Below are 26329 nucleotides of genomic sequence, written 5' to 3' on the forward strand. Positions count from 1 at the left end.
AAATGAGTTTGATGGCGCGATCCATCAGCACCACCTTGAGCCTCGCTTTTTGGGAAGTGACAAATTATCTGGAAATTGGTATTCTAAAAACTCGAATTTTAGGAAAAATAGTCAAAAACTACTGTTTTTCTGGAAAAGGCTGAGAAGCCTTATCACACATACCTTTCCAGATTTATTTCAGAATCGACCTGTCGCGGTAGATTCAGACCATGAGATAAGCGCAACGCGCTAATAACCCTCAGGCCACATATACAAAGGGTCATCAATGCAATTGATGACCCTTTTTTACATCAGGTTTTATCACGTTAACGTAAATTACTTAACCGCACGAACCAACTCTGCAATACCGTCCCAATCGCCATTGTCCATCATTACTGTTGGCACCATCCACGTACCGCCACATGCAACAACCGATTTCAACGCTAGGTAATCTTCAACGTTCGCAGGGCTTACGCCTCCAGTCGGCATGAAGTTCACTGGATAAACCGCCGTAAGTGCTTTTAGCATGTTTACGCCGCCAGATGGCTCTGCTGGGAAGAACTTAAGCGTATGCAAGCCCATTTCCATCGCTTGCTCAACAAGGCTTGGGTTATTCACGCCCGGGACAATAGTCACGCCTCGTTGCTGACAGTACTTCACTGTAGTTGGGTTGAAGCCAGGGCTAACGATAAAGTCCACGCCCGCGTCGATTGCGATATCCACTTGTTGTGTGGTCAACACCGTACCTGCGCCAATCAGCAGGTCTGGGTACGCTTCACGCATGATACGAATGGACTCAGCCGCTGCGTCTGTGCGGAATGTAATTTCTGCACATGGTAGGCCGTTTTCTACCAGCACTTTTGCCAACGGTAATGCCTGATCAACATCGTTGATGGCGATAACAGGGACGATTTTTATCTCTCTTAATCGTTGTTCAAGAGTTTTCATGAGTAACCTCTAAAGAATAAAGCTTAATGTTGCGACGATAATAAACGCGATACTGCCTAATAATGTTTCCATTACCGTCCAAGTTTTTAATGTCGTTTTCTCATCCATCTCCAGCAGACGAGACACTAACCAGAAGCCAGAATCATTGAAGTGCGAAAGCACAGTAGCGCCTCCCGCAATTGCAATCACGATAAAGCAGAGATCAAGTTCGCTCAGCCCCGTCGTCACCGCGACAACTGGTGCAATCAAAGCCGCAGTTGTGGTGAGAGCAACCGTGGCGGAACCTTGCGCGACACGAAGGCAGGTTGAAATCACAAATGCCGCAACAACCACAGGCATACCAGTGTTTGTTAACACCCCGGCAAGTGCATCACCAATACCACTTGCACGCAAGACACCACCAAACATACCGCCAGCACCGGTTACCAGGATAACACCACAAATGGGAGCTAATGACTCACCACACAGTTTCTCCAGTTTAGCCATTCCGTAATCTTTAGTGAACACGGCAAGACAAACCATCAAAGTGATCAGCAACGCAACCGGGGTTTTACCTAGCATACGCAAAAATTCAACCAGCGGCGCATTGCCATCGATAGTACCTGCTACGGCAAGGGTATTTAAAACGGTATCAAGACAGATCAGCAGAACAGGAAGCACCAAAATGGTCAGGACAGTAACAAATTTTGGCGCATTGTTTTCATCCACAGTGACTTCGCTATTAAAGAAAGCTTTGGACAATGGGATTTCAAATTTCTTACCTGCGTAAAGGCCGAATAGGTAAGCACCAATGTACCAAGTTGGAATCGCCACCAAGATACCGACCATCAGTAGTAGGCCAATATTTGCGCCAAGAAACTCCGCCGCTGCCACTGGACCAGGATGCGGTGGCACAAACGCATGCATGACCGCAAACGCACCCGCTGCTGGTAATGCGTATTTGAGTGGCGACCCACCAAAACGCGCCGCCACACTAAGAATGATTGGCATCATAACCACAAGACCTGCATCAAAGAAGATCGGAAAACCAAACATTAACGAGGCGACACCTAGCGCGAAAGGCGCTCTCTCTTTGCCAAAACGACCAATTAGGGTATCAGCGAGAACTTTAGCTCCGCCAGTCACTTCCAAAATTTTACCAATCATCGCGCCTAGACCAACCAGCAATGCGACAGAAGCAAGTGTGCCACCGAAGCCGCCCATCATGGTTGGGACAACATCTTCAGAAGGGACACCCGTTATGATAGCCGTCGCTAAACTCACCATCGTGAGGGAGGCAAATGCGTGGACTTTTAACTTAATAATTAGAACAAGTAAGGCAGCAATAGCAAAGCCTGCAACCATGAGTAGAAATGTAGGATCTGGGACTTGGGTTAAGTGCTCCATGGGTTTCACCTTTAAATATTATTGTTTGTGTTTTGGTTCACATTTATCTAAGTTACCGGTAACATGTTACCGATAACATGAATAAGATAAACCCATATTTTAAAGTGAATTCAAAAATTGAGATCACGCGCAACTTTAGTTATGAGGATAAGTTATGGCTGGTAGTAGTGTCATCGTTATGGGCGTTTGTGCGAGTGGAAAAAGCACAATTGGCGATATGTTAGCAAAAAAACTAGGGCGCAAATTCATCGACGGTGATGACCTGCATCCAAAAGCCAATATTCAAAAAATGGCATCAGGTCAACCTCTCAATGATGACGATCGTAAGCCATGGCTAGAACGAATTCGTGATGCCGCCTATAGCTTAGAAAGTAAGAATGAACACGGTATTATTGTTTGTTCTGCTCTAAAAAAGGTGTATCGCGATCAAATCCGTGAGGGTAACAGTAACGTGACTTTCTTGTTTCTTGATGGCGATATGTCACTCATTCTTAATCGTATGCGAATGCGCCAAGGGCACTTCATGAAAGAAAGCATGGTGAAGAGCCAATTTGATGCACTTGAACGGCCAGATAATGAACCAAAAACCATCGTAGTCAGTATTGACGGTGACATTCATGCCGTCGTCGAGCGCTCAGCTCAAGCGCTACTGAAACAACACTCGGTTATGGAGGCATCATGACCCACTCCGTTGTTATCAATGTGACAGCTCGTCTCATCGAGCGCAGTCGCGAAGCTCGCTCAGCATTTTTAGCACGAGCACAAATTCAAGCCGATGCCGGTAAGGGCCGTACTGGATTATCTTGCGGTAATTTAGCCCATGCCGTGGCAGCATCCTGTGCCAGTGAGAAAGAGAGCCTTCTTGATTTTACTCACTCAAATATCGCATTAATCAGTGCCTATAACGACATGTTAAGTGCTCATCAGCCTTACCAAACTTACCCACAACAAATCAAACAAGCATTGGCTCAATATGGACACACAGCCCAAGTGGCAGGCTGTGTTCCAGCCATGTGTGATGGTGTGACACAAGGGCAACCTGGTATGGATATGTCCTTGTTCTCGCGTGACTTGATAGCCCAATCTACCGCACTATCTTTAAGTCATAACGTATTTGATGCCACTCTACTTTTAGGAATATGCGATAAAATTGCCCCGGGACAACTGATGGGCGCGCTATCGTACGCCCACCTGCCAACCGCATTTATACCAGCAGGGCTTATGGCAACAGGCATCAGCAATGAAGAAAAGGTTGATGTTCGCCAAAAATATGCTGCGGGCGAGGTCGATAAAGATGCTTTACTCGATATGGAGTGCCGATCTTACCACTCATCCGGAACCTGCACATTCTATGGCACCGCGAACACTAATCAGCTGGTCTTTGAAGCGATGGGACTAATGCTGCCAGGCTCAGCGTTCATCCATCCGCACTCCGAACTACGTCACGCCTTGACCGAACACGCCGCATTGAAGATAGCCTCAATGACAACAGGCTCTAGTAACTTCCGACCTTTGGCTGAAGTCGTCACAGAGAAGAGCTTAGTGAACGGTATCGTCGCACTATTAGCGTCTGGCGGCAGCACTAACCACACGATTCATATGATCGCCGTGGCACGGGCAGCCGGTATTTTACTGACGTGGCAAGATATCAGTGAGCTCTCTGACGTTGTGCCACTATTAGCACGAGTTTATCCCAACGGGCCAGCGGATATGAATGCGTTTCAGGCCGCTGGAGGCGTCCCCGCACTCTTGCACCGATTAAATGAATCAGAACTACTGCATAGCGATGTCAAACCCGTATTTGGTACGTTTTCTGACCAGATGACCATTCCAAACATGATTAACGGTAAACTGATTTGGGCCACTTGCCAAGGCAGCCAAAACCCGGACGTTATCGCCGCTTCTGAACACGTCTTCCAAAATACAGGCGGCACACGCGTACTCAAGGGCAATTTGGGTAAGGCGGTGGTAAAAGTCTCTGCGGTCAAAGACGAACAACGCATCATCGAAGCACCTGCCGTCGTTTTCCAGTGTCAACATGAAGTGGAAGCCGCTTACAAGCGTAACGAATTGAATAAAGATTGCGTCGTAGTGGTCACGCACAATGGCCCGGCCGCGAATGGCATGCCAGAACTGCACAAACTCATGCCGATTTTAGGCAATCTTCAAAAGGCTGGATTCAAAGTGGCTTTGGTCACCGACGGTCGACTCTCTGGTGCATCAGGTAAAATTCCATCTGCGATTCACGTCTCACCCGAAGCTATTCGTGGCGGCGCGATTGGTTTGGTGCGTAACGGCGATTTGATTCGCCTTGATTGCCAAACAGGCGAATTGAACAACTTGGCCGACACCTCTGGCCGAGAGATGATTCCGGTAAATACCGAGTCGATGCAGCAAACTTGGGGGCGCGGGTTGTTTGAGGTGATCCGTCAAAATGTGTCCAGTGCCGATCAAGGTGCAAGCTTCATTGTCTAGGGTCTGTTGAGGTTTCGCGGTTAAATGTTGTTAGGATGAGGGCGTCTCGCTCGCCCCCTCTGGACAGCGCTTGTTGGGCTTTTTTACTGTGTAGGGCCTAAACAGCAAAGCGGAGTGCTGGTCACTCCGCTTTATTTTTCTTTAAAAAAAGGTTACACACTCTCACCAGCCGTGATGTCATATCCCATATCAACCACCAAAGTCGATGGCGCTTCTCCTTTAAGTCTCGCAATCAACAATTCAGCACTCTTCTTGCCAATCTCCAAACGAGGCGTATCCACACTGGTTAATTTCGGGCTAATAGTTTGCCCAATGTCTAACGCGTTATAACCCACAACCGCTAACTGCTGAGGGATTTGAATACCGCGCTGTTGGGCGCTGAGTATTGTACCAATAGCAATATCATCATTGGTACAGAATACACCATCCAGGTTTGGGTACGTCTCCAGCGCACGAGCCAGTAAGTCATGAGCTAATGAAAAACTCGAATGCTCTCCCGTTAATACGTGCTTCGGCTCAAGGCCCGCCTCTGTCATTGCGCGATCATAGCCTCTCATCCGTAGTTGTGTTCGCGTATCTAAACGCGCGCCAAAGTAAGCGATGGTGCGTTTGCCTGAACCTAACATACGCTTAACGACACAATAAGAGGCGTCCTCATGATCCAAGCCCACCGCCATATCAATGGGATTCTCTGGTAATTCCATCGTCTCCACTACCGGAATACCCGAGTTTTTGATCATTTGTACGCTACGTTGTGTGTGGTGACTTTCGGTTAAAATCAAGCCATCAACTTGGTAGGAAAGCAGTGAAGCAATCTTGCGTTCTTCTTCCAGCTCATCGTAGCTAAAGTGAGCTAAAAGTGTCTCGTAGCCATTAGCTTTAGTCACCATCTCAATACCCTGAACAAACGAGGCAAAGATTTGGTTAGACAAAGAAGGAAGCAAAATCCCAATCGCTTTGCTCGATGACTTTGACAACATCGCTGGTGCACGATTTTCGATGTAACCCATTGTTTCAATTGCGCTGGCAATTTTTTCCCGAGTCTTTTCTGCCACAGAATCAGGGTTACGCATATAACGCGAGACCGTCATTTTAGTCACGCCAACGTGTTCAGCGATATCTTGGAGTGTCGTACGTGATTTTTTACTCTGCTGAGCCATAAATGTGTTACTTATTAATAATGTTACTTGTAACATTATGACCAATCCCAAGCACAACAACAAGTTGATTAAGCTCGGGGGGCAAAAAAAATCAGAAGCCAACTGCGCGTTTGTTCCCTGCTAAATGACGAGTAACAACAGGATGATCAACACTATCTATTCGCAACCAAGGTCACTGTACACACATCACATTCAGTAATGATGTGCCCGTTAATTGGTTAGAATCTCGGTCCATAAACAACCCTTTTCTATCTTTGCCCCAATAAGGTAGCTGTATTGGCCAGTTGTTTTTCTCCATCACGCCTGAATCTCTTAATTGCTTAAATTCCGCTTCTGTCGCCAGAGTCATACCAATCTGTTGGCAGACACGTGTGGCATCCGCGTAATTAAGTCGGTTCCACGGTTTGCCGTACTCCATATAGAACTGGTTATGATTTTCAACAAGATAAGGAACGACGTAAGTTTTACCTTGCAACGAAGTTTTCAACCGTACCGAAATCGCATCATTAGGGGTTAGTTTTGATTTGGCAACTGGCGCTACCGTAGCAGACTTAGCTTTTTCTGACTGCGGTGTTGACGAGGTGGATTGATTGGCTGTTGTTTTACTCGTCGTCTCTTTAAACGCGTCGGTATTGGTACGCGCAGCGGAAACCGCAGCAGGTGTGGGTATCTCGGCTGACTGAGTTTGAGTGCTAACCTGAGCATGGTTTTGCCCGACAACACGAATGAAGGCTTCTTTATAACTCGACAAGGTTTTGACACTGCGTAAATCCGTCGAAGCACTGGAAAACGAAGTATAAGGACCAATCAGACAACGGTAACCATTTGACTCTGGCTTCATCCAGACATCGGTGGTGATTTTACTATAAATGGGTTTTGCTTTAGCCAGTGACATCGGTTTGGGTAACAAGCCGCATTGAATCCAATAAAAATCAGGATTGCCTGTTGGCACTTTCTTTCCCCAAACCCCTTTGCCAATAGGGCAACTTTGTTCAAGGACCGGCAACTGTTTGTCACTGGCTTGCGTAGCCTGACAAAGAAACTCGTCCGCTAAAGCGGGAGGAGAAAGCTGGGCACATATTAGTAGCACACCTAGGCTAAGGCTTGATTGGATAAGACGAAATGGGTGTGGTGCCTTCTTCATTTCCATGCGCTTCACTCTAAACTAATGGATAAAATCATATGGCGTCAGAGCGCCAAAAAATGGTGAACATACTTAAACATAAAGAACAACAAGCAAAAAAAGAGCCGGAAATTCATCCGGCTCTTAGTTTAGGAAGGAATTAGGTGAATTAACAACCCTGAATAACGCGATTCTTAACCTTTGTACAGCTTAGGGTTAAAGACATCTCGTAACCAGTCACCGAGCAGGTTAATAACCAACACCAGTGTAACCAATACAACACCAGGGAAAGCAGTGATCCACCAAGCGCCGGAGAAAATGTAGTTAAAGCCAATACTGATTAACGCACCAAGCGAAGGCTGATCGACAGGTAACCCCAAACCAAGGAAAGAGAGTGCCGCTTCTGACATGATTGCGTTCGCTACCTGTACCGTCGAGATAACCAAGATTGGTGATAGACAGTTCGGCAGGATGTGACGGAACATGATGCGTGGCGCTTTAAAGCCCATCACGCGCGCCGCTTCTACGTATTCCTTTTTCTTCTCAGCCAGTACCGATGCTCGAATCGTACGCGCATATTGTGGCCACTCCGCAACACCGATGATGACCACCAGCATCACCACGGCATATTGACTGTAAAAGTCACTACCAAAACTGGCTTTAAATATCGCTGAAACAATAATCGCCACCATCATGGTCGAAAACGATAGCTGAACATCAGCAAAACGCATCAAGAAACTGTCGATACGTCCACCAAAGTAACCTGCAGACAGACCAATGATGATGCCGAGGATCAACTGCAAGCCAACGGCAAGAAAGCCAATCGTCAGTGACAAACGCGAGCCATAAAGAATGGTAGATAAAATATCGCGGCCCTGCTCATCCGTACCGAGCACAAAACGTTCGTCCCCTTCTGCCATCCAAGATGGCGGCAGTTCTGAATCCATGATGTCGATAGACGTTAAGTCATACGGATCCGTTGGTGACAAAATAGGCGCAGCAAGAGCCAAAACTAAAAACATCAAAAATATCGTAAAACTCGCCATCGCGACTTTGTCGCGCTTGAAGTAATACAGAAAATCTGATTGTTTAAAACGCTGCCAAGCTGAAGGAGCGGCTTCAGGCGCAGAGACTGGATTTGATAGGCTCATGATTAAGCTCCTTTTCCTGTTAGATTCACGGTTGGATTGATGATGCCGTACAGCAAGTCAACGATGGTATTGGTTACCACGAAGATCAAACCAACAAAGATGACGTAGGCTGTGATTAACGGTGTATCAACACGGTTAATTGCCTCAAGGAAAAGGAACCCGGTACCCGGCCATTGGAATACGGTTTCAGTCAGAATGGTGTAGGCCACCATAGTACCGATTTGTACACCACCTACCGTCAGAACTGGTAGCATGGTATTTTTTAGAGCGTGTTGGTAGTAAATCTTTTGTAAGTTCAGGCCTTTTGCTTTAGCAAACTTAATGTACTCTGAGCTCAACACTTCTAGCATTTCGGAGCGAACAAGACGAATAAACAGCGGTAGCATGATAGAAGCGAGTGCGATACACGGCAGGATCAGGTGCTTAATACCATCAATGGTAAAGAAACCCGACTCCCAACCAAGCAGATTGGAGGTTTCACCTCGCCCATAGGACGGCAGCCAACCGAGTTCGATGGAGAATACATACATCAACATAATGGCGGTCAGAAATACGGGGATCGAAATCCCGACACTACTCATGGCCATAACAAATTTGGTAAAGATACTTTTTGGGTGTATGGCAGAATAAACCCCGAGTGTATAGAGAAGACAATAATGATCAGTGTCGCTCCAAAAACCAACTCTAGCGTTGCTACCAGCTTATCGAGAATCACCTCAACCGCTGGTCGCTTGAAAAAGTAAGATGTACCTAAATCACCTTGCAGTGCATTACCGACAAAGCGAGTGTACTTTGTGATAAAGGGATCGTTCAGGCCCAGCTCATCACGCAGCGCTTGACGCTCCGACTCTGAAACCGATTGACCTACAAGCTCACGCAGCGGATCACCCAGGTTATCCTGAATGGAAAACGCCACCAAACTGATCACAAACATCACTATCAGTGCCTGAAACAGGCGCTTGACCAGAAACGAAAACATTCCTTGCCCCTTAACTATCCATAAGTCTCTATAAATAAGAGAGAAAATTCAGTCTTTAAACCAGCTCAATCCGACTGAAATAAAACTGAGCCAAGATTGAGCCTCATACACGTTGATGTGTTACGAGGCTCACCAAGGGAGACGCTGTCCCCCTCTAACGACTTAACGACAAAGGGTGATTACTCAACCACTAGATCACCGAAGTAAGGCATAACCATTGGGTTAACGATGTCTGCGGCTTTCACGTTAGACTTCGCGCCCCATGCTTCACTTTGCCAGTGTAGCGGTACAAATGCTGCGTCGTTGTATAACGTTGCTTCGACGCCTTTTAGCATTTCAGCACGTTTCGCAGGATCGGTTTCTACGTTTGCCGCTTCCACTACTTTGTCCATTTCTGGGTTTGAGTAGTGACCACAGTTGTACTGACCGCGACCCGTTTCTTCGTTGCGAGTCATAGTGAGGAACTCACTGAAGTTTGCTGAATCTTCCGTATCTGAGTGCCAACCAATCATCAACATATCCGCCGCACACTTGTCGAACTCTGGCCAGTATTGCGCTTTAGGCATGGTTTTCAGATCAACCTTGATACCGATCTTAGATAGCATCGCAGCCGCAGCTTGAGCCACTTTTGCGTCATTCACGTAACGGTTATTTGGCGCAATCATGGTAAGTGTCAGGCCATCTTCATAGCCTGCTTCTTTCATTAGCTCTTTGGCTTTTTTCAGATCGTAGCGAGGAACGAGCGCGTCATTGTGACCAACATAACCAGCTGGGCTTTGCTGACCTGCAGCCGTCGCGAAGCCTTTCATGATTTTCTTCACGATGCCTTCGTTATTGATCGCATAAACGATCGCCTGGCGAACGCGAACATCTTTCAGCGCTTCATTGCTGTTTTGGTTCAATTGGAACGTGATGATACGCGTACCAGGTAGCGTCACCAAATCGATGCCATCTGCGTCTTTCACGCGTTGGTGATCGTTTGGTGCCACAGGGTGAATCATATCAACACCACCAGAAAGCAGCGCTGCTACACGGGTTGCATCTTCTTTGATAGGCACTAGAGTCAACTTGTCTACATTACCTTTTGATTCTTTATCCCAGTAGTCTTTAAAACGTTCAAATTCTACTTTTACACCCTGCTCACGTGATGTAACGATAAATGGACCAGTACCAGATACGTGTGTTGAGGCGAAGGAGTTACCGTGTTTGACCACCTCAGATTTGTCTTTACCATCTTCTGTTTTTCCCGTGTAAAACTTGCTGTCCATTGGGAAGATGTAAGTGGCCGTTTGCAGTACCAATGGGTATGGGTTTTTCGTCACTAAGTCGAACGAGTAGTCGTCGACTTTGACGATTTTTTCATACGGTTCAAAGATGGATTTAAAGTCTGGAGAGTTCTGTAGACGATCAAACGTCCACACGACATCGTCCGTTGTTAATGTATTGCCTGAATGGAATTTAACACCCTCGCGCAGTTTGAAGCGGACGGTTTTGTCGTCAATACGTTCCCAACTTTCTGCTAAACGAGGTTCAAAATCCATTTCTTGAGTAAAACGAACCAATGGGTCAAATACCATGTGTGACATTTGCAACGTACCGCCAGACAACTGCTCGTGTGGGTCAAGAGATACCGGGTCAGCTGCATAGCCAACTTTAATATCAGCTGCTAATGCGTTAAAGCTTAAACCCGCTGCGATTAGCGCCACTGCTAATTTGCTTTTCATGGTTTTCATTTGCATAACTCCTTCATGCTGGGATCGAGTCCCTTATTGTTGTGTTTGCGTCTGTTAAGGCTAAAAATCAGCCAAGCGAAATACTTGGTTTATGCCGTTTTGATGTCTTCTCTCAAGCCAGTAAATTCTGGCATCAAGGAAATCAGTTTTTTGCTGTACTCGTGTTGAGGGGCGGTAAAGAGCTGCTCGGTCGGTGCGACTTCGAGTAGAGTCCCCATCTGCATGACCCCCACACGATCACACATTTGACGAATCACGGGTAAATCGTGACTGATAAACAACATCGTTAAGTTCAGTTCACTTTGCAGATCTTTCAGCAAATTAAGAATTTGTGCCTGTACCGAGACGTCCAACGCAGACGTCGGTTCATCACAAATCAGAAGTCGAGGACGAGTCGCCAATGCCCTAGCGATAGAAATACGCTGGCGCTGACCACCCGAGAATTCATGTGGGTATTTCAAGCCAGCCATACGCCCCAGCCCCACGTGATCAAGCAAGTCATTCACGATCTGACGTGTCTCTGATTCGTTTTTGGTTAATTTATGGAAACGGATCGGTTCAGCAATGATGTCCGCGACTTTCATACGCGGATTCATTGACGTATAAGGGTTTTGGAACACCATCTGCATTTGACGACGAACCGGGCGACGTTCTTTTTCTGATTTCATTGCCGTCAGGTCAAGGCCTTCAAATTTCACTTGGCCTGAGTTTGGTTCATACAGCCCTGCAATAACGCGTGCTATGGTCGATTTACCGGAACCAGATTCGCCAACCAAGCCAAACGTCTCCCCTTCGTGAACTTCAAAGCTGACGTTGTTCGAGGCTTGCACATACTCACGGCGACTTTCAAACAAAGAATCTTTAGTGACAAAGCGTAAGTTAACGTTTTTTACATCCAACAGAGGGCCTGTATACTCACGCTCATCTTGGCTTTGGCCTAGCCAGTGGTTCTTGATATCGATCGGCGCCATTTCGGCCGCTTCTTCGATGTAACTCACTAGAGGGAAGCGATCCAACTTCATGTCTGAGCGCGGTACGGCTGAAATCAAGCTGCGAGTATAAGAGTGATCAGGGTTGCCCAGAACTTTCGCCGTCGGACCAAACTCAACCAGGTCACCTCGGTACATAACCGCGACTCTGTCAGTGACATTCGAGACCACGCCCATGTCGTGTGTCACCAACATACATCCTACGTTTTTCTTGATACACAGTTCACGAATCAAGCCTAAGATTTGGTCCTGAATAGAAACATCCAATGCGGTAGTTGGTTCATCAGCAATGATAAGATCTGGCTCACCAGCAAGTGCGATGGCAATGACCACGCGTTGACGCATACCACCAGAGAATTGGTGCGGGTATTGCTTGAGACGATTTTCAGGTTGAGGAATACCAACCTGTTGCATCAGAGAAAGCGCACGCTGATAAGCCTCTTCATCAGAAACTTTCATATTGGCATGAATGGTTTCTTTCAGTTGCTGCTCAACCGTAAATAATGGGTTAAGAGAGGTCATTGGGTCTTGGAAAATAAAACCTATCTTCGAACCGCGCACCTTACGCATCGCTTCTGGAGACAAACCAGAAATTTTTTCTCCATCCAAGAAAACATCACCGCTGGCCACGTGACCCGGAGGGCTTAGCAAATCTATAACAGCGTTACCAACGGTGGACTTTCCCGCCCCTGATTCGCCAACAACACCCACAATTTCGCCACGATCAATATGAAACGAGAGCGATTTCACGGCGGCGTGTATGCCGTGACGGGATGGATATTCAATGCGAAGGTTTTTCACTTCTAATAGTGACATTTCAGACCTCTACTGCCTTGTCTGTGGTATCGAATCGTGCCGCAGCACCATTCATCACCCGAATGAATCCGTTCAAATTCAGAATAATAATCTGAAAACAAAATGCGGTAACAATGTGGCAAAAATAACACAAAAAAGCAACAATTAAAGTATAATCCGCCGGGAAAACCTCTTACAGACGCACAAAAAGCGAATAAAAATGCATTAACAAGTATTTATCCACTCGAATGTCACGCTATTTTTGTGCGTCATGCACCAATAAAAGCAGAAAAATGCTCCAAAATTAAACGATTCATCACTATTAATGACAACACTCTATTCATACGCGATTTTTAACATCTACAAAACAAAGTTTTGAATGTAATGCAATACATAAAGATAATGCTCCACTCACAAACTAGTCTATGAATATAAAAAACCACAGCCAACCCGAGGTCGATAAAGCCAAAACGTGAACCGTTCAACAAAATAGAACAAATACTCATCCCTATTATAGAGCAGCGTTATTTTTGCAATTTATTCATCCGTAAAAATCGCAAATTTCACTATCAACCCCGCTGTTTTGCGCTTTCCACTTAGATGCAGAGTCCAATACCGGCTTTAGGGTGTCATTTCAGCCCAAATCATAGATAATTGGTTCTATAAACGAACGATAGATGGTAGGAACCCCAGTGCTTAAAGCGATTTTTTTTGATATGGACGAGACGTTATGCGGTACTTCACAGGCCGACAAAGTTGCAGGGCAACAGTTTGCAGATTGGATCCAAGCAACCTACCCAGCACTCACCGCACCAGATGCGTTCTTACACCGTTACCTACAAGGTGTGTACAAAAATCTTAACGCAGAGTTTCCCCAACTGGTGGCCTTACTTCCGGATGAAAACGCTTTTCGCTGTGGCTTAATTCAAACGATTTTGGCTGAACACGGTATCGATATCAATGCTGAACACGCACAGCAAGCACAGAACTATTTTGACGCGGCACGCATGAGTGCGTTTACTTTTTTCCCCGGTGTCAAAGAGATGCTCGCCGATCTGCGTCAACACTACACTCTGGTAGTGATCACAAATGGTCCCGTCTTTTCTCAACACCCAAAACTGGCAGCAACCAAGATGAGCGATTGGGTCGATCATATTATTGTCGGTGGGGAAGAGCCTGAAGAAAAACCGGCAGCAAGTATCTTTGAAAAAGCGCTGAGCTTAGCGGATGTCACTCCAGAAGAAGCCTTACACATTGGAGACTCACTCACAGCAGATATCGCGGGTGCAAACAATATGGGTATTTTGAGCGTTTGGGTAAACCCAACCGCGACTAACAATCCAACCGATATCAAACCAGATTACGAAGTGAGAGACACTCTCGAGTTGAAAGAAATCCTTAAAACGCTAGCAGAGTAAGCGGAATTTAAGGTCCTAGGGTCCTAGGGTCCTAGAAGGGATTATTGATGGTGCGGATATAATCTCAAAATGACGGATTACGGATTACGGATTACGGATTACGGATTACGGATTACGGATTACGGATTATTTTCGACCGATCCAACTCAATATCAAATACTTCTGTATTCTGTAATAAGTATTCCAAAACAACACATATAAAGATCACGTTTCACACTGTGCTTCCAGCACACTCGCCTAGGACCTTTAAACGCAAAAAAGCCCCGACATTTCTGTCGAGGCTTTAAATGGTGGTCGGTGAAGAGCCAGAACTTGAACATCAGGCGAACCCTCGACCCTCTCTGGTCCGCTATATGTAAAAGAATGAGATGCGCTACCAAGCTGCACCTTTCACCAATTTCAGATGTAAAAAAACCTCACCATTTCTGATGAGGTTTCTTAATAGTGGTCGGTGAAGAGGGATTCGAACCCCCGACCCTCTGGTCCCAAACCAGATGCGCTACCAAGCTGCGCTATTCACCGATCGTGTATTCTTTAAAGAAAGAATGGGGTGGCTAACGAGACTTGAACTCGCGACAACCGGAATCACAATCCGGGGCTCTACCAACTGAGCTATAGCCACCATCAAATTGTCATGTTTACCGCTTAATAATAAGCCATAAACCAATAATAGTGGTCGGTGAAGAGGGATTCGAACCCCCGACCCTCTGGTCCCAAACCAGATGCGCTACCAAGCTGCGCTATTCACCGACTAAGTTTTATCCTGACTTAAATCAAGATAGGAAGCAATGCTACCTTGTTCTCTCTAAAAAAGAAAGAATGGGGTGGCTAACGAGACTTGAACTCGCGACAACCGGAATCACAATCCGGGGCTCTACCAACTGAGCTATAGCCACCACTGATTTTACCGACTAGATCCCTCCGGGAATAATGGCGCGCCCGAAAGGATTCGAACCTTCGACCTTTGGCTCCGGAGGCCAACGCTCTATCCAGCTGAGCTACGGGCGCATGCCCTATCGGCGGAGTGGAATAATACGGATATCACACTATGCCGTCTAGTGTTTTTTTAACTTTTTTTATCGTTTGGTCTCTTTTTCGACAGTTATCTGCCTTTAAACTGAAGGTTAGATGTGATTCACGCCCTGTCATGGATAACTTGTTGTTTATTGCAACAAGTTCTCGGGATATAATCACTCATTATTTACATTGATTTAACAGCTGCAACTAGGTTGTCTAATCATTCTATGCCATGGAGACACTTATAACCTTGTTCTCCACTCGGCACTAATACTCTAACTATATAAATAGGTAAGTCACTTACCTCGGGAATGTGAAGTGGGTTTAATGGATATGTCTCGACAAATGATTAGCGTTTTGTTCGCTGCCTTAACGTTTTCTTCGGCAGCGCTAGCTTCCGGCATCAGCCAAACTGATTACGATGCGATTGCAGAGCGCATCAAACCTGTCGGTGATGTGTACCTAGCAGGTGCCGAGCCAGTTAAAGAAGAGCCGACGGGGCCACGTGATGGCGCGGCAGTTTACGGTACGTTCTGTATTGCGTGTCACGCTTCTGGTGTGAGTGGTGCACCTAAGGTTGGCAACGCCGATGACTGGGCGCCTCGTATCGCTCAAGGTAAAGATGTCTTGCTCAAGCATGCACTTGAAGGCTTTAACGCAATGCCAGCGAAAGGGACATGTATGGATTGTTCTGATGATGAGATAGCTGCAGCCATCGACCATATGACTGAAGGCCTATAAACGGCGAGCTTTATTATTAAAGTCCCTATTTGAACAACAAGTAGGCTTGCTAATGATGAGTAAGCCTACTTGTTGTTACTTACTAAACAGGTTGTTACTTCTTAAACATGGCACGAAGGTTAGCAATGTGAGCTTGCCCTTTCGCCATGCGCTCTTCTTGCGTAACGGGCTTTTTGTTCACTTCCCACTCAACATCATCAAAAGGTAACTCATCAAGAAAACGGCTTTGGGTCGGTTTGATTAGCTCACCAAACTGTCGACGTTCTTTACACATCGTAAAGGTCAACTCCCGTTGAGCTCGTGTTATACCTACGTACATCAAGCGACGCTCTTCTTCGACGTTATCTTCATCAATGCTTGTTTGGTGTGGCAATATCCCTTCTTCCGATCCAATCAGGTAGACATAAGGAAATTCCAAACCTTTCGATGCGTGCAAAGTCATGAGTTGAACAGCATCGCTGTCCTCATCTTCTTCGCCACGCTCCATCATGTCGCGCAAAGTTAGGCGCTGAACCACTTCTTTCAAAGTTTTTTCTTCTTGATCATAATTATCGCCTTCCAAATCAGCGACTATCCAAGAATACAGATCAGACACATTCTTCATACGCATTTCGGCCGCTTTGGGACTCGTCGACGTTTCATATAACCAGTCTTCGTAGTTGATATCCCGAACCAACGAGCGGACCGCCGTTACGGTATCGCCGCGTTCCGCTTGATCAGCAATCGCGACTAACCATTGCGTAAAACGACGCAGATTTTCTAATCCTCGCCCAGTTAAGTGCTGCTCTAACCCAATCTCAAAGCTCGCTTCAAATAAGCTTTTGCCTCGCATATTGGCGTAACTACCCAACTTCTCTAATGTAACCGGGCCAATTTCACGTCGTGGCGTATTGACGATGCGCAAAAATGCATTGTCGTCATCTGGATTAACCAGTACTCGAAGATACGCCATGATGTCTTTGATTTCAGCACGTGCAAAAAAGGAAGTGCCTCCAGATATTTTATAAGGCACGCGGTTTTGCATTAAGGACTTTTCAATCAAACGAGACTGATGGTTACCACGATATAAAATCGCATAAGATCGGTAGTCAGTGCGGTTCAGAAATTTGTGCGCGATCAATTCACCGGTAATTCGCTCGGCTTCATGTTCTTCATTCTTCGCCAACAGTACTTTCAGCTTCTCACCATCCGGGATTTCAGAGAATAGTGACTTCTCATACACATGTGGGTTGTTGGCTATCAATATGTTTGCCGCACGAAGAATACGGCTTGTCGAACGATAATTCTGTTCAAGTTTAATTAAACGCAGATTTGGATAATCTTCTCCAAGCAATACTAAGTTCTGTGGTTTGGCGCCGCGCCATGAGTAGATAGATTGGTCATCATCACCAACCACCGTCAAACGACCTCGTTCCCCCACGAGCAGTTTGACTAACTCGTATTGACTGGTGTTGGTGTCTTGGTATTCATCCACTAATAGATAACGAATTCGACTCTGCCAACGCTGCCTTACCTCTTCGTTGGTACGCAGCAACAATACGGGCATGAGAATGAGGTCATCAAAGTCGAGCGCGTTGTAAGCTTTCATCTGCTTTTGGTACATGTCGAAACAGAAAGCAAATAGCTGTTGCTGCTCACCTTGTGCTCGCGCTTTCGCTTGCTCTGGGGTCAACATGTCATTTTTCCAATTGGAGATACAACTAAGCAGTTGGCGTAACAGATCTTTATCACCATCAAGCTGCTTTTCGGTTAACTCTTTCAACAGCGCCAGTTGGTCCTGATCATCAAATAGAGAGAACCCCGCTTTCAACCCAAGCTGTTTGTACTCTCGCTTGATGATATTTAACCCCAATGTATGGAAGGTCGACACCATCAAACCTTTAGATTCTGCTTTGCCCAACGTTTGTCCAACACGCTCTTTCATTTCACGTGCCGCTTTATTGGTAAACGTTACCGCAGCGATATTACGAGCTTTGTAGCCACATTGCTGAACCAAATAAGCGATTTTATTGGTAATCACACGTGTTTTGCCTGAGCCAGCCCCCGCCAACACTAGACAAGGACCTGATACGTATTTTACGGCTTCATCTTGATTGGGGTTCAGCTTCATAAAAGTTCTCTGCAGATGAAAAATATGCTGCCTATGATAAAGGGGTGGCCTAATGAATGCTACGGTGTTTTTAGCGGTATATTTTAGGCAGACAATAAAAACATTTTGTTGCACATCAACCTATATCTTAAGTTATAATGAATGAACGTTCATTCATTTGAGGTGGAATTATGAGCACTCCCCCTACCGGGGATAAACGGGAACAGATCCTCACAGCTACGGAAAAGCTCATTGCTGAATCAGGTTTTCAAGGCCTTTCGATGCAAAAGCTCGCCAATGAGGCTGGGGTCGCAACAGGGACAATCTACCGTTATTTCACAGACAAAGAGATCCTTCTAGAGGAAGTGCGTCTTCATGTTGCCAAACGAGTCGCCACTGCTATGCAAGCTGGTGTTAGTGATGAAATGCCCTTGAAAGAGCGTTATAGAACCATGTGGCTTAATGTCTGGCACTTTACAGCTTCAAACTTATGCACCATCAGTAATCGAGCTCAGTATCAATCTTTACCCCGGGCCGAAACTATCGAAACACAGAAAATCGAACGACAATTGTTTGCTCAAGTCGATCGTTTTTTTGACCAAGGGAAAGAACAAAACATTTTTAAACCTCTCGACAATGATGTCCTTGCTGGATTGAGTTTTGAAGCATGTTCAGCATTGGCTAGAAGACACGCATTTGGATTTTACCACCTGGATGATGACGCCTTAGAGGCTGCCATTGAGGCCAGTTGGGATGCAATTATTAAACACTAATTTGGAGTTCTTAATAGAATGAAAAAGTGGACTTTTTTCATGTTACTTATCGCCGTTCTTTTGTTCGGCAGCGTGATAGGTTTCAATCTCTTTAAGCAACAGAAGATTGCTGAATACATGGCAAACCGCCCAGAGCCTGAATTCCCTGTGACCGTTACGGAAGTACAAGCGGTTGATTGGGTACCAGTCATAGAAGCAATCGGCTTCATCGAACCAAACCAAGGGGTTACTGTTGCCAATGAAACCACCGGTGTTATCGACAACATCGCTTTCGAATCTGGCGCACAAGTTAAAGCTGGCCAACCTCTCGTTTTGCTTGATTCTGATGTCGAAAAAGCAAATTTGAAGAGCTCACAAGCGAGGCTCCCAGCAGCTGCAGCAAAATACAAACGCTATCAAGGGTTATTCAAGAAAGGCTCTATTTCTAAAGAAGCGTATGATGAAGCAGAAGCGAACTACTTCTCTTTACAAGCAGATATTGAAAGCTTGAAAGCAACCATCGACCGACGTGCAATTAAAGCGCCGTTTGATGGCGTAGTAGGTATCCGTAATGTTTATCTAGGTCAGTATTTACAGGCGGGTACTGATATTGTTCGCCTTGAAGATACAAGCGTGATGCGCTTGCGCTTTACTGTACCGCAAACAGATATTTCTCGTATCAATATTGACCAAGAAGTGGATATTTTTGTTGATGCTTACCCAGATCAGCCTTTCAAAGGATCTATTTCCGCCATTGAGCCTGCGGTTAATGTACAAAGTGGTTTAATCCAGGTTCAGGCCGATATTCCGAATAGTGATGGCAAACTGCGTAGCGGTATGTTCGCACGTGCAAACATCATTCTGCCTAAATTAGAAAACCAGGTAACTCTACCTCAAACTGCGATCACGTTTACGCTATACGGCGACAATGTTTATATCGTAACGGAAGAAGATGGTGAGAAACGCGTTAAACAGCATGTGGTGAAAGTAGGCGAACGCTCTAAAGATATCGCCCACATTCTCGAAGGCGTGAAGCCAGGGGATATTGTGGTGACATCCGGGCAAGTTCGTTTAAGCAACCACGCGAAAGTGAGCATTGTTGAAAGCGATGCAACAACCCCACCTGCTGAAACACCAATGCTTTAAGCTGGAGGCATCATGCGCTTTACAGATGTTTTTATAAAACGTCCAGTTTTGGCGGTATCGATCAGCTTTTTGATTGCATTGCTTGGTTTGCAAGCCGTGTTCAAAATGCAAGTTCGTGAATACCCTGAAATGACCAATACGGTGGTTACCGTCTCCACCAGTTACTACGGTGCAAGTGCCAACTTGATCCAAGGCTTTATTACACAGCCATTGGAGCAAGCCGTTGCTCAAGCCGATAATATTGACTATATGACCTCGCAATCGGTGTTAGGTAGTTCAACGATTACCGTCAACATGAAGTTGAATACCGACCCGAACGCAGCATTGGCTGATATCTTAGCGAAAACGAACTCGGTACGTTCCCAGCTGCCAAAAGAATCCGAAGACCCGACCGTAACGATGTCGACGGGCTCGACAACCGCCGTACTGTACATTGGTTTTACCAGTGACGAGTTATCTTCCAGCCAGATCACCGACTACCTTGAACGCGTAATTAACCCACAGTTGTTCACTGTAAACGGTGTCTCAAAAGTTGACCTTTATGGTGGTATGAAATACGCGCTGCGCGTATGGCTAGATCCAGCAAAAATGGGCGCTTTAAAGCTGACAGCAACGGACGTCATGAGCGTTCTAAATGCTAACAACTACCAATCCGCGACAGGCCAAGCCATTGGCGAGTTCGTACTCTATAATGGTAGTGCAGATACTCAGGTATCAAACGTTGCTGAACTTGAAGCATTGGTCGTGAAAACGGGTGAAGGGGACGTGGTTCGCTTAGGTGATATCGCTAAGGTAACTCTTGAGAAGAGTCACGACGTTTACCGTGCAAGTGCAAACGGCCAAGAAGCAGTAGTTGCAGCGATCAACGCTGCACCAAGTGCTAACCCAATCAACATCGCAGCCGATGTACTTGAACTGCTGCCTCAGCTTGAGCGCAACCTACCAAGCAACATTAAAATGAATGTGCTGTACGACTCCACTATTGCAATCAACGAATCTATTCACGAAGTTGTGAAAACCATTGTTGAAGCAGCTCTGATCGTACTTGTGGTGATCACTTTGTTCCTTGGTTCGTTCCGTGCGGTACTCATTCCCATCGTGACTATTCCACTTTCTTTGATTGGTGTGGCGATGGTTATGCAAGCGATGGGCTTTTCATGGAACTTAATGACTCTGCTGGCGATGGTACTTGCTATTGGTCTGGTGGTAGATGACGCGATCGTGGTGCTAGAAAACGTGGATCGGCACATCAAAGAAGGGGAGTCACCATTCCGCGCAGCAATCATTGGTACACGTGAAATTGCAGTACCGGTTATCGCAATGACATTAACCTTGGGGGCGGTATACGCGCCAATCGCACTGATGGGTGGTATCACTGGTTCATTGTTCAAGGAGTTTGCTTTAACGCTAGCGGGTTCGGTGTTTGTATCAGGCATCATCGCTTTAACACTATCACCAATGATGTGTTCAAAGATGTTGAAAGCCAACGAGCAACCAAACAAGTTTGAGCAAAAAGTACATCACATACTCGATGGAATGACTAACCGCTATGAGAAAATGCTCGCAGCGGTCATGGCTCACCGCCCAGTTGTCATTGCTTTTGCGATAATTGTGTTTGCGAGCTTACCAATGCTGTTCAAGTTTATTCCTAGCGAACTGGCTCCGTCTGAAGACAAAGGTGTCGTTGTACTGATGGGTACAGCACCGTCGAATGCTAACTTGGACTATATCCAAAATACCATGGATGACGTGAACAAGATTCTGTCTGATCAGCCAGAAGTGGAGTACGCGCAGGTATTTAACGGTATACCAAACTCAAACCAAGCATTTGGTCTAGCAACATTAAAACCATGGAGTGAACGAGAAGCGAGCCAATCCGAAGTGACTAAGCGTGTTGGTGGGCTAGTTTCAAGTGTTCCAGGTATGTCTGTCACTGCATTCCAAATGCCTGAACTACCTGGTGCAGGCTCAGGTCTGCCTGTTCAGTTTGTCATTACAACACCAAATAGCTTCGAGAGCTTATTTACCATTGCTAGTGATATTCTGACAGATGTTGCAAGTAGTCCGATGTTTGTCTATTCGGATCTGGATCTGAACTACGATTCAGCAACCATGAAGATCAAGATAGATAAAGATAAAGCAGGCGCTTATGGCGTGACCATGCAAGATATTGGTATCACTCTCAGCACCATGATGGCGGACGGTTATGTTAACCGTATCGATCTGAATGGCCGTTCATACGAAGTGATCCCACAAGTTGAACGTAAATGGCGTTTAAACCCAGAATCAATGAATAACTACTACGTACGTTCTGTTGATGGTAAAGCCGTACCACTGGGTAGCTTAATCACCATTGATGTCGTGGCAGAGCCGCGCTCTTTACCACACTTCAACCAGCTAAACTCAGCGACTGTGGGTGCGGTTCCATCGCCTGGTATTGCAATGGGTGATGCTATTAACTGGTTTGAAGATATCGCACAAAACAAACTACCCGCAGGCTACAACCACGATTACATGGGTGAGTCTCGTCAGTTTGTAACTGAAGGCAGTGCGTTATACGCAACATTTGGTCTTGCACTGGCGATCATCTTCCTGGTTCTAGCGATTCAGTTTGAGTCACTCCGCGACCCTATCGTCATTATGGTATCTGTACCGCTAGCAATATGTGGTGCCTTGATCGCGTTAGCATGGGGCACAGCTTCGATGAACATCTACTCGCAAGTTGGTTTGATCACGCTAGTCGGTTTGATTACCAAACACGGTATCTTGATTTGTGAAGTGGCTAAAGAAGAACAGTTACATAATAGTTTGGGTAAAACAGAAGCAGTAATGGAAGCAGCAAAAGTTCGACTTCGTCCAATTCTAATGACAACTGCAGCGATGATTGCAGGCCTAATACCACTGATGTATGCCACTGGTGCAGGGGCTGCACAGCGTTTCAGTATTGGTATTGTCATTGTTTCTGGTCTAGCTATCGGTACATTATTCACATTGTTTGTACTGCCAGTCATCTATAGTTACCTAGCTGAAAAGCATAAGCCTCTGCCAGTGTTTGTAGAAGACAAAGACCTGGAGAAGTTGGCGCGAGTTGATGAAGCGAGAGCGGCGCAACGAGGCCTTACTGACAACCATTAATCGCCTATAACTAAAAAGGCCACTTCGGTGGCCTTTTTTATTGCCTTATGTTTGCTGTACTTGTCTCGATTTTTTGCTCTCTAACTAGCGACTTTCCCGTATCAATTACTTAAAATGAGGACAAATCATAAGGAGTTTTCACCACTATGTTTGACCCAAAGAAATTAGAGCAAATCGCTAAACAAATTCACGAGTCAATGCCACAACCAGTAAAAGAGCTCGGTGCAGACGTTGACCAAAAAGTTCGACAAGTCATTCAAGGCCAGCTCAATAAACTTGATGTAGTAAGCCGAGAAGAGTTTGATGTTCAAACTCAGGTTCTGCTTCGCACTCGCCAGAAGCTCACTGAGATGGAACAGAAATTAGCCGAGCTAGAAGCCAAGTTAGCAGATAAGTAACCAGAAAACGCTTCCAAGTAGGGAAGCGTTTTTATTGAAATCAAACATAGACGCTATCGCTAATTCCATTGTCTATAAACGCAAAAAAGGCTTGGTCAACGGCGACCAAGCCTTTTTATTAGATGTTGTGTTTTGTATTTTAACCCCAGTCTGACTGAGGATTTTTAGTGCTTCAATACTGTAAAATTTAATATCGAAGAGGAAACACAGCGTTTACGTAAGCAAATGAGTATTTCCGGCAAAGAAATTAAGCTCTACAGCAAAGAAGCTTAGCCACCTACCGCGATACGCTTCATATCAGTCATGTATCCGCGAAGCTCTTCACCGATGTACTCTACAGGGTGATTACGGATTTTCTCATTCACTGCGATCAGCGTGGCGTTGTCAACTTGGTTTGATGTTTCACCCAAACCTTTACCGATAACATCTGTACCTACTGAAGGCATGAATTTCTCACGCAATAGTGGCGTTGCAACGTTGGCAAATAGGTAGTTGCCGTACTCTGCTGTATCCGAAATAACAACGTTCATTTCGTATAGGCGCTTACGTGCGATAGTGTTCGCGATAAGTGGTAGCTCATGTAGAGATTCGTAGTAAGCAGACTCATCAATAATGCCTGACGCCGTCATTGCTTCAAACGCAAGCTCAACGCCCGCACGAACCATAGCAATCATCAGAATACCGTTGTCGAAGTACTCTTGCTCAGAGATTTCAACGTCTGTTTCTGGGTAGTTTTCAAACGCAGTTTGACCTGTTTCTTCACGCCAACCTAGTAGGTTCACATCATCATTTGCCCAGTCAGCCATCATGGTGCTAGAGAACTCGCCTTCGATGATGTCATCCATGTGCTTGTTGTAAAGCGGGCGCATTAGCTCTTTTAGCTCTTCAGAAAGCTCAAAAGCTTTGATTTTAGCTGGGTTAGATAGGCGGTCCATCATGTGTGTAATGCCACCAAACTTCAGTGCTTCCGTGACAGTCTCCCAACCGTACTGAAGTAGCTTACCTGCATAACCAGGGTCAATGCCTTCCGCAACCATCTTTTCGTAACATACGATTGAACCAGCTTGTAACATACCACAAAGGATTGTTTGCTCACCCATTAGGTCTGATTTTACTTCCGCAACGAAAGAAGACTCCAAGCAGCCAGCACGGTGTCCCCCTGTCGCTGCAGCCCATGCTTTCGCGATATCCCAGCCTTCACCTTTTGGATCATTTTCAGGGTGAACAGCAATCAGTGTTGGAACACCAAAACCACGTTTGTATTCTTCACGAACTTCTGTACCAGGGCACTTAGGCGCTACCATCACAACCGTAAGGTCTTTACGGATCTGCATGCCTTCTTCAACAACGTTGAAACCGTGTGAATAACCTAGAGCTGCACCTTCTTTCATTAGTGGCATTACCGTCTCTACAACATTGGAGTGTTGTTTGTCAGGTGTAAGGTTTACAACGAGATCTGCTTGGGGAATTAACGTTTCGTAGCTACCTACTTCAAAACCGTTGTCTTTGGCATTTTTAAATGATTGACGCTGTTCATCGATAGCTGCTTGACGAAGTGCATACGCTACATCCAAACCAGAATCACGCATGTTAAGACCTTGGTTAAGGCCTTGAGCACCGCAACCAACGATGACTACCTTCTTGCCTTTTAGGTAATCTGCTTCTGAAGCAAATTCACTGCGATCCATAAAACGACAACGACCAAGTTGGTCCAATTGCTCACGCAAGTTTAGGGTATTGAAATAATTAGCCATCATGGCGCTCCTTTACTATTCTTCCTAAGAGGTCGGCACTTATCTTACCGAATACGTTCATACTAAAGCAGACAGACCATTGCTCAAAGTGATATATTCACAATTACTTATTGCACTTTTTGCAACATGGGAATTGCATCTTCAATGAACATTAAAAGCTTACAATTTTTTATTCACCTGTGTGACAGTAAAAGCTTTGTCAAAACCGCATCTGCGATGCACATCAGTCCGTCTGCGCTAAGTCGACAAATACAGAAATTAGAAGAAGAAACAAATCAGCACCTCTTTGTTCGCGATAACCGCAGTGTTGAATTAACGATTCAAGGTAAAAAACTTGTACCTGTTGCTCTCAAAATTTTAGGAGAGTGGCAGCAATACCAAAGCCATCTCAAAGGCACAGAAGGAGAGCTTAAAGGAGAAATTCGCTTCTTCTGTTCTGTGACCGCCAGTTACAGCCACCTTCCTGAACTCATTTCAGATTTCCGCTTACAGCACCCTTTCATTGAGTTCAAACTCTCTACTGGGGATCCTGCGCAAGCTATCGATAAGATTTTGGCCGATGAAGCTGATATTGCTATTTCAGCGATGCCTGAGCAACTGCCAACAAATATCGCCTTTGAGTTGATTAGTGAAGTACCACTTTCTGTTATCGCCCCCGTGGGGATAAGCACATTTGCTGAAGAACTACAAAAAGAAACTCCGGATTGGTCTGCAATTCCTTTTATTCTACCTGAAGCTGGGACCGCCAGAGAAAGAGCCGATATTTGGTTGAAGCAAATGAAAATTAAGCCCAATATTTACGCACAAACCTCAGGACACGAAGCGATTGTCAGCATGGTAGCGCTAGGTTGTGGTGTAGGAATTGCTCCAGACGTCGTAATTAACAACAGCCCGGTAAGAGAGAAAATAAACCGTTTAAAAGTCTTACCAATTAAACCATTCGAGTTAGGTGTCTGCTGTACCAAAAGTCAATTAAATAACCCATTAGTAAAAGCATTTTGGGAAGTAGCGGAGAGCAAATTCATAGCGCCCTGATCGGGCAGCTATACCTACCCTCAGGTAGTTTTTCTAACGAAAAATGCAAAAAAGCCCGCTCTTTGAGCGGGCTTTTTCAACTATTGTCTTCAGATTGTCTAAATCTAAAAACTGAAATTTAAAGCC

General features: G+C 45.6%; 19 protein-coding genes, 5 tRNA genes and 1 pseudogene. 10 read left to right on the forward strand and 15 right to left on the reverse strand.

Annotated features, from left to right (window positions below):
• Positions 1 to 232, forward strand: a 232-nt coding sequence (locus tag SU60_RS22145) for a hypothetical protein (protein ID WP_209419714.1), incomplete at its 5' end; no start/stop codon positions are given.
• A gap of 83 nt (positions 233 to 315) precedes the next feature.
• Here the strand turns inward: SU60_RS22145 and SU60_RS14090 are convergent.
• Together SU60_RS14090 and SU60_RS14095 are read right to left on the reverse strand one after the other, a co-directional pair.
• Positions 316 to 927: a bifunctional 4-hydroxy-2-oxoglutarate aldolase/2-dehydro-3-deoxy-phosphogluconate aldolase gene (locus tag SU60_RS14090; protein ID WP_041156076.1), complete on the reverse strand. Its 612-nt coding sequence runs from the start codon at positions 925 to 927 to the stop codon at positions 316 to 318.
• A 9-nt stretch (positions 928 to 936) separates the two neighbouring features.
• On the reverse strand, positions 937 to 2313 hold the full coding sequence (locus SU60_RS14095; RefSeq protein WP_041156077.1) for a GntP family permease: 1377 nt from the start codon (positions 2311 to 2313) through the stop codon (positions 937 to 939).
• Positions 2314 to 2467: 154 nt separating this feature from the next.
• Here SU60_RS14095 and SU60_RS14100 point away from each other — a divergent pair, with 154 nt between their 5' ends.
• Together SU60_RS14100 and edd are read left to right on the forward strand one after the other, a co-directional pair.
• The gene (locus SU60_RS14100; protein WP_041156078.1) at positions 2468 to 2995 is read left to right on the forward strand and encodes a gluconokinase; all 528 of its coding nucleotides are present in this window, start codon (positions 2468 to 2470) and stop codon (positions 2993 to 2995) included.
• The gene (gene edd, locus SU60_RS14105; protein WP_041156079.1) at positions 2992 to 4788 is read left to right on the forward strand and encodes a phosphogluconate dehydratase; all 1797 of its coding nucleotides are present in this window, start codon (positions 2992 to 2994) and stop codon (positions 4786 to 4788) included. The genes SU60_RS14100 and edd overlap by 4 nt, the downstream gene beginning before the upstream one ends.
• Before the next feature lie 152 nt (positions 4789 to 4940).
• On the opposite strand, the gene SU60_RS14110 is transcribed toward edd, so the two are convergent.
• The 6 genes and pseudogenes from SU60_RS14110 to SU60_RS14135 all read right to left on the reverse strand — a co-directional run bounded on the left by SU60_RS14110 (position 4941) and on the right by SU60_RS14135 (position 12739).
• Complete coding sequence (locus SU60_RS14110) at positions 4941 to 5948, reverse strand: LacI family DNA-binding transcriptional regulator (RefSeq protein ID WP_041156080.1); 1008 nt, start codon at positions 5946 to 5948, stop codon at positions 4941 to 4943.
• A gap of 172 nt (positions 5949 to 6120) precedes the next feature.
• Complete coding sequence (locus tag SU60_RS14115) at positions 6121 to 7098, reverse strand: SPOR domain-containing protein (protein ID WP_041156081.1); 978 nt, start codon at positions 7096 to 7098, stop codon at positions 6121 to 6123.
• Positions 7099 to 7265: 167 nt separating this feature from the next.
• The gene (locus SU60_RS14120; RefSeq protein WP_041156082.1) at positions 7266 to 8222 is read right to left on the reverse strand and encodes an ABC transporter permease; all 957 of its coding nucleotides are present in this window, start codon (positions 8220 to 8222) and stop codon (positions 7266 to 7268) included.
• Positions 8223 to 8224: 2 nt separating this feature from the next.
• A pseudogene (locus SU60_RS14125) lies at positions 8225 to 9201 on the reverse strand (ABC transporter permease).
• Between the two features lie 179 nt (positions 9202 to 9380).
• A complete protein-coding gene (locus tag SU60_RS14130; RefSeq protein ID WP_041156083.1) occupies positions 9381 to 10934 on the reverse strand; it encodes an ABC transporter substrate-binding protein in 1554 nt (517 codons plus the stop codon).
• Positions 10935 to 11023: 89 nt separating this feature from the next.
• The gene (locus SU60_RS14135; RefSeq protein WP_041156084.1) at positions 11024 to 12739 is read right to left on the reverse strand and encodes an ABC transporter ATP-binding protein; all 1716 of its coding nucleotides are present in this window, start codon (positions 12737 to 12739) and stop codon (positions 11024 to 11026) included.
• A 671-nt stretch (positions 12740 to 13410) separates the two neighbouring features.
• On the opposite strand from SU60_RS14135, the gene SU60_RS14140 reads away from it, so the two are divergent.
• Entirely contained in the window at positions 13411 to 14136 is a 726-nt protein-coding gene (locus SU60_RS14140; RefSeq protein ID WP_041156093.1) for an HAD family hydrolase, read from the forward strand.
• Between the two features lie 445 nt (positions 14137 to 14581).
• On the opposite strand, the gene SU60_RS14145 is transcribed toward SU60_RS14140, so the two are convergent.
• The 5 genes from SU60_RS14145 to SU60_RS14165 form a co-directional block, all read right to left on the reverse strand.
• Positions 14582 to 14658, reverse strand: a tRNA-Pro gene (locus tag SU60_RS14145).
• A gap of 24 nt (positions 14659 to 14682) precedes the next feature.
• Positions 14683 to 14758: transfer RNA gene (locus tag SU60_RS14150), tRNA-His, on the reverse strand.
• 51 nt (positions 14759 to 14809) lie between these two features.
• Positions 14810 to 14886 (reverse strand) — tRNA-Pro (locus SU60_RS14155).
• Between the two features lie 70 nt (positions 14887 to 14956).
• Positions 14957 to 15032 (reverse strand) — tRNA-His (locus SU60_RS14160).
• A 35-nt stretch (positions 15033 to 15067) separates the two neighbouring features.
• Positions 15068 to 15144: transfer RNA gene (locus SU60_RS14165), tRNA-Arg, on the reverse strand.
• A gap of 336 nt (positions 15145 to 15480) precedes the next feature.
• Between SU60_RS14165 and SU60_RS14170 the strand changes: the two genes are divergently transcribed.
• On the forward strand, positions 15481 to 15894 hold the full coding sequence (locus SU60_RS14170) for a c-type cytochrome (RefSeq protein WP_041156085.1): 414 nt from the start codon (positions 15481 to 15483) through the stop codon (positions 15892 to 15894).
• 94 nt (positions 15895 to 15988) lie between these two features.
• Here SU60_RS14170 and rep read toward each other — a convergent pair whose 3' ends face one another.
• Positions 15989 to 18004, reverse strand: coding sequence for a DNA helicase Rep (rep, locus tag SU60_RS14175; RefSeq protein WP_041156086.1), 2016 nt, complete (start codon positions 18002 to 18004; stop codon positions 15989 to 15991).
• 170 nt (positions 18005 to 18174) lie between these two features.
• On the opposite strand from rep, the gene SU60_RS14180 reads away from it, so the two are divergent.
• The 4 genes from SU60_RS14180 to ubiK all read left to right on the forward strand — a co-directional run bounded on the left by SU60_RS14180 (position 18175) and on the right by ubiK (position 23414).
• On the forward strand, positions 18175 to 18756 hold the full coding sequence (locus SU60_RS14180; RefSeq protein ID WP_041156087.1) for a TetR/AcrR family transcriptional regulator: 582 nt from the start codon (positions 18175 to 18177) through the stop codon (positions 18754 to 18756).
• An 18-nt stretch (positions 18757 to 18774) separates the two neighbouring features.
• A complete protein-coding gene (gene vmeC, locus SU60_RS14185; protein WP_041156088.1) occupies positions 18775 to 19881 on the forward strand; it encodes a multidrug efflux RND transporter periplasmic adaptor subunit VmeC in 1107 nt (368 codons plus the stop codon).
• Between the two features lie 12 nt (positions 19882 to 19893).
• Positions 19894 to 23016, forward strand: coding sequence for a multidrug efflux RND transporter permease subunit VmeD (gene vmeD, locus SU60_RS14190; RefSeq protein WP_041156089.1), 3123 nt, complete (start codon positions 19894 to 19896; stop codon positions 23014 to 23016).
• Between the two features lie 146 nt (positions 23017 to 23162).
• Positions 23163 to 23414 carry a ubiquinone biosynthesis accessory factor UbiK gene (gene ubiK / locus SU60_RS14195; protein WP_041156090.1) on the forward strand — a complete coding sequence of 84 codons (252 nt, stop codon included), beginning with the start codon at positions 23163 to 23165 and terminating at the stop codon, positions 23412 to 23414.
• Positions 23415 to 23683: 269 nt separating this feature from the next.
• On the opposite strand, the gene ilvC is transcribed toward ubiK, so the two are convergent.
• On the reverse strand, positions 23684 to 25168 hold the full coding sequence (gene ilvC / locus SU60_RS14200) for a ketol-acid reductoisomerase (RefSeq protein WP_041156091.1): 1485 nt from the start codon (positions 25166 to 25168) through the stop codon (positions 23684 to 23686).
• 144 nt (positions 25169 to 25312) lie between these two features.
• Here ilvC and ilvY point away from each other — a divergent pair, with 144 nt between their 5' ends.
• Positions 25313 to 26203, forward strand: coding sequence for an HTH-type transcriptional activator IlvY (gene ilvY, locus SU60_RS14205; protein ID WP_041156092.1), 891 nt, complete (start codon positions 25313 to 25315; stop codon positions 26201 to 26203).
• The last annotated feature ends 126 nt before the right edge of the window (positions 26204 to 26329 follow it).

The sequence above is a fragment of the Vibrio mytili genome, assembly GCF_000830505.1.
GTDB lineage: Bacteria > Pseudomonadota > Gammaproteobacteria > Enterobacterales > Vibrionaceae > Vibrio > Vibrio mytili.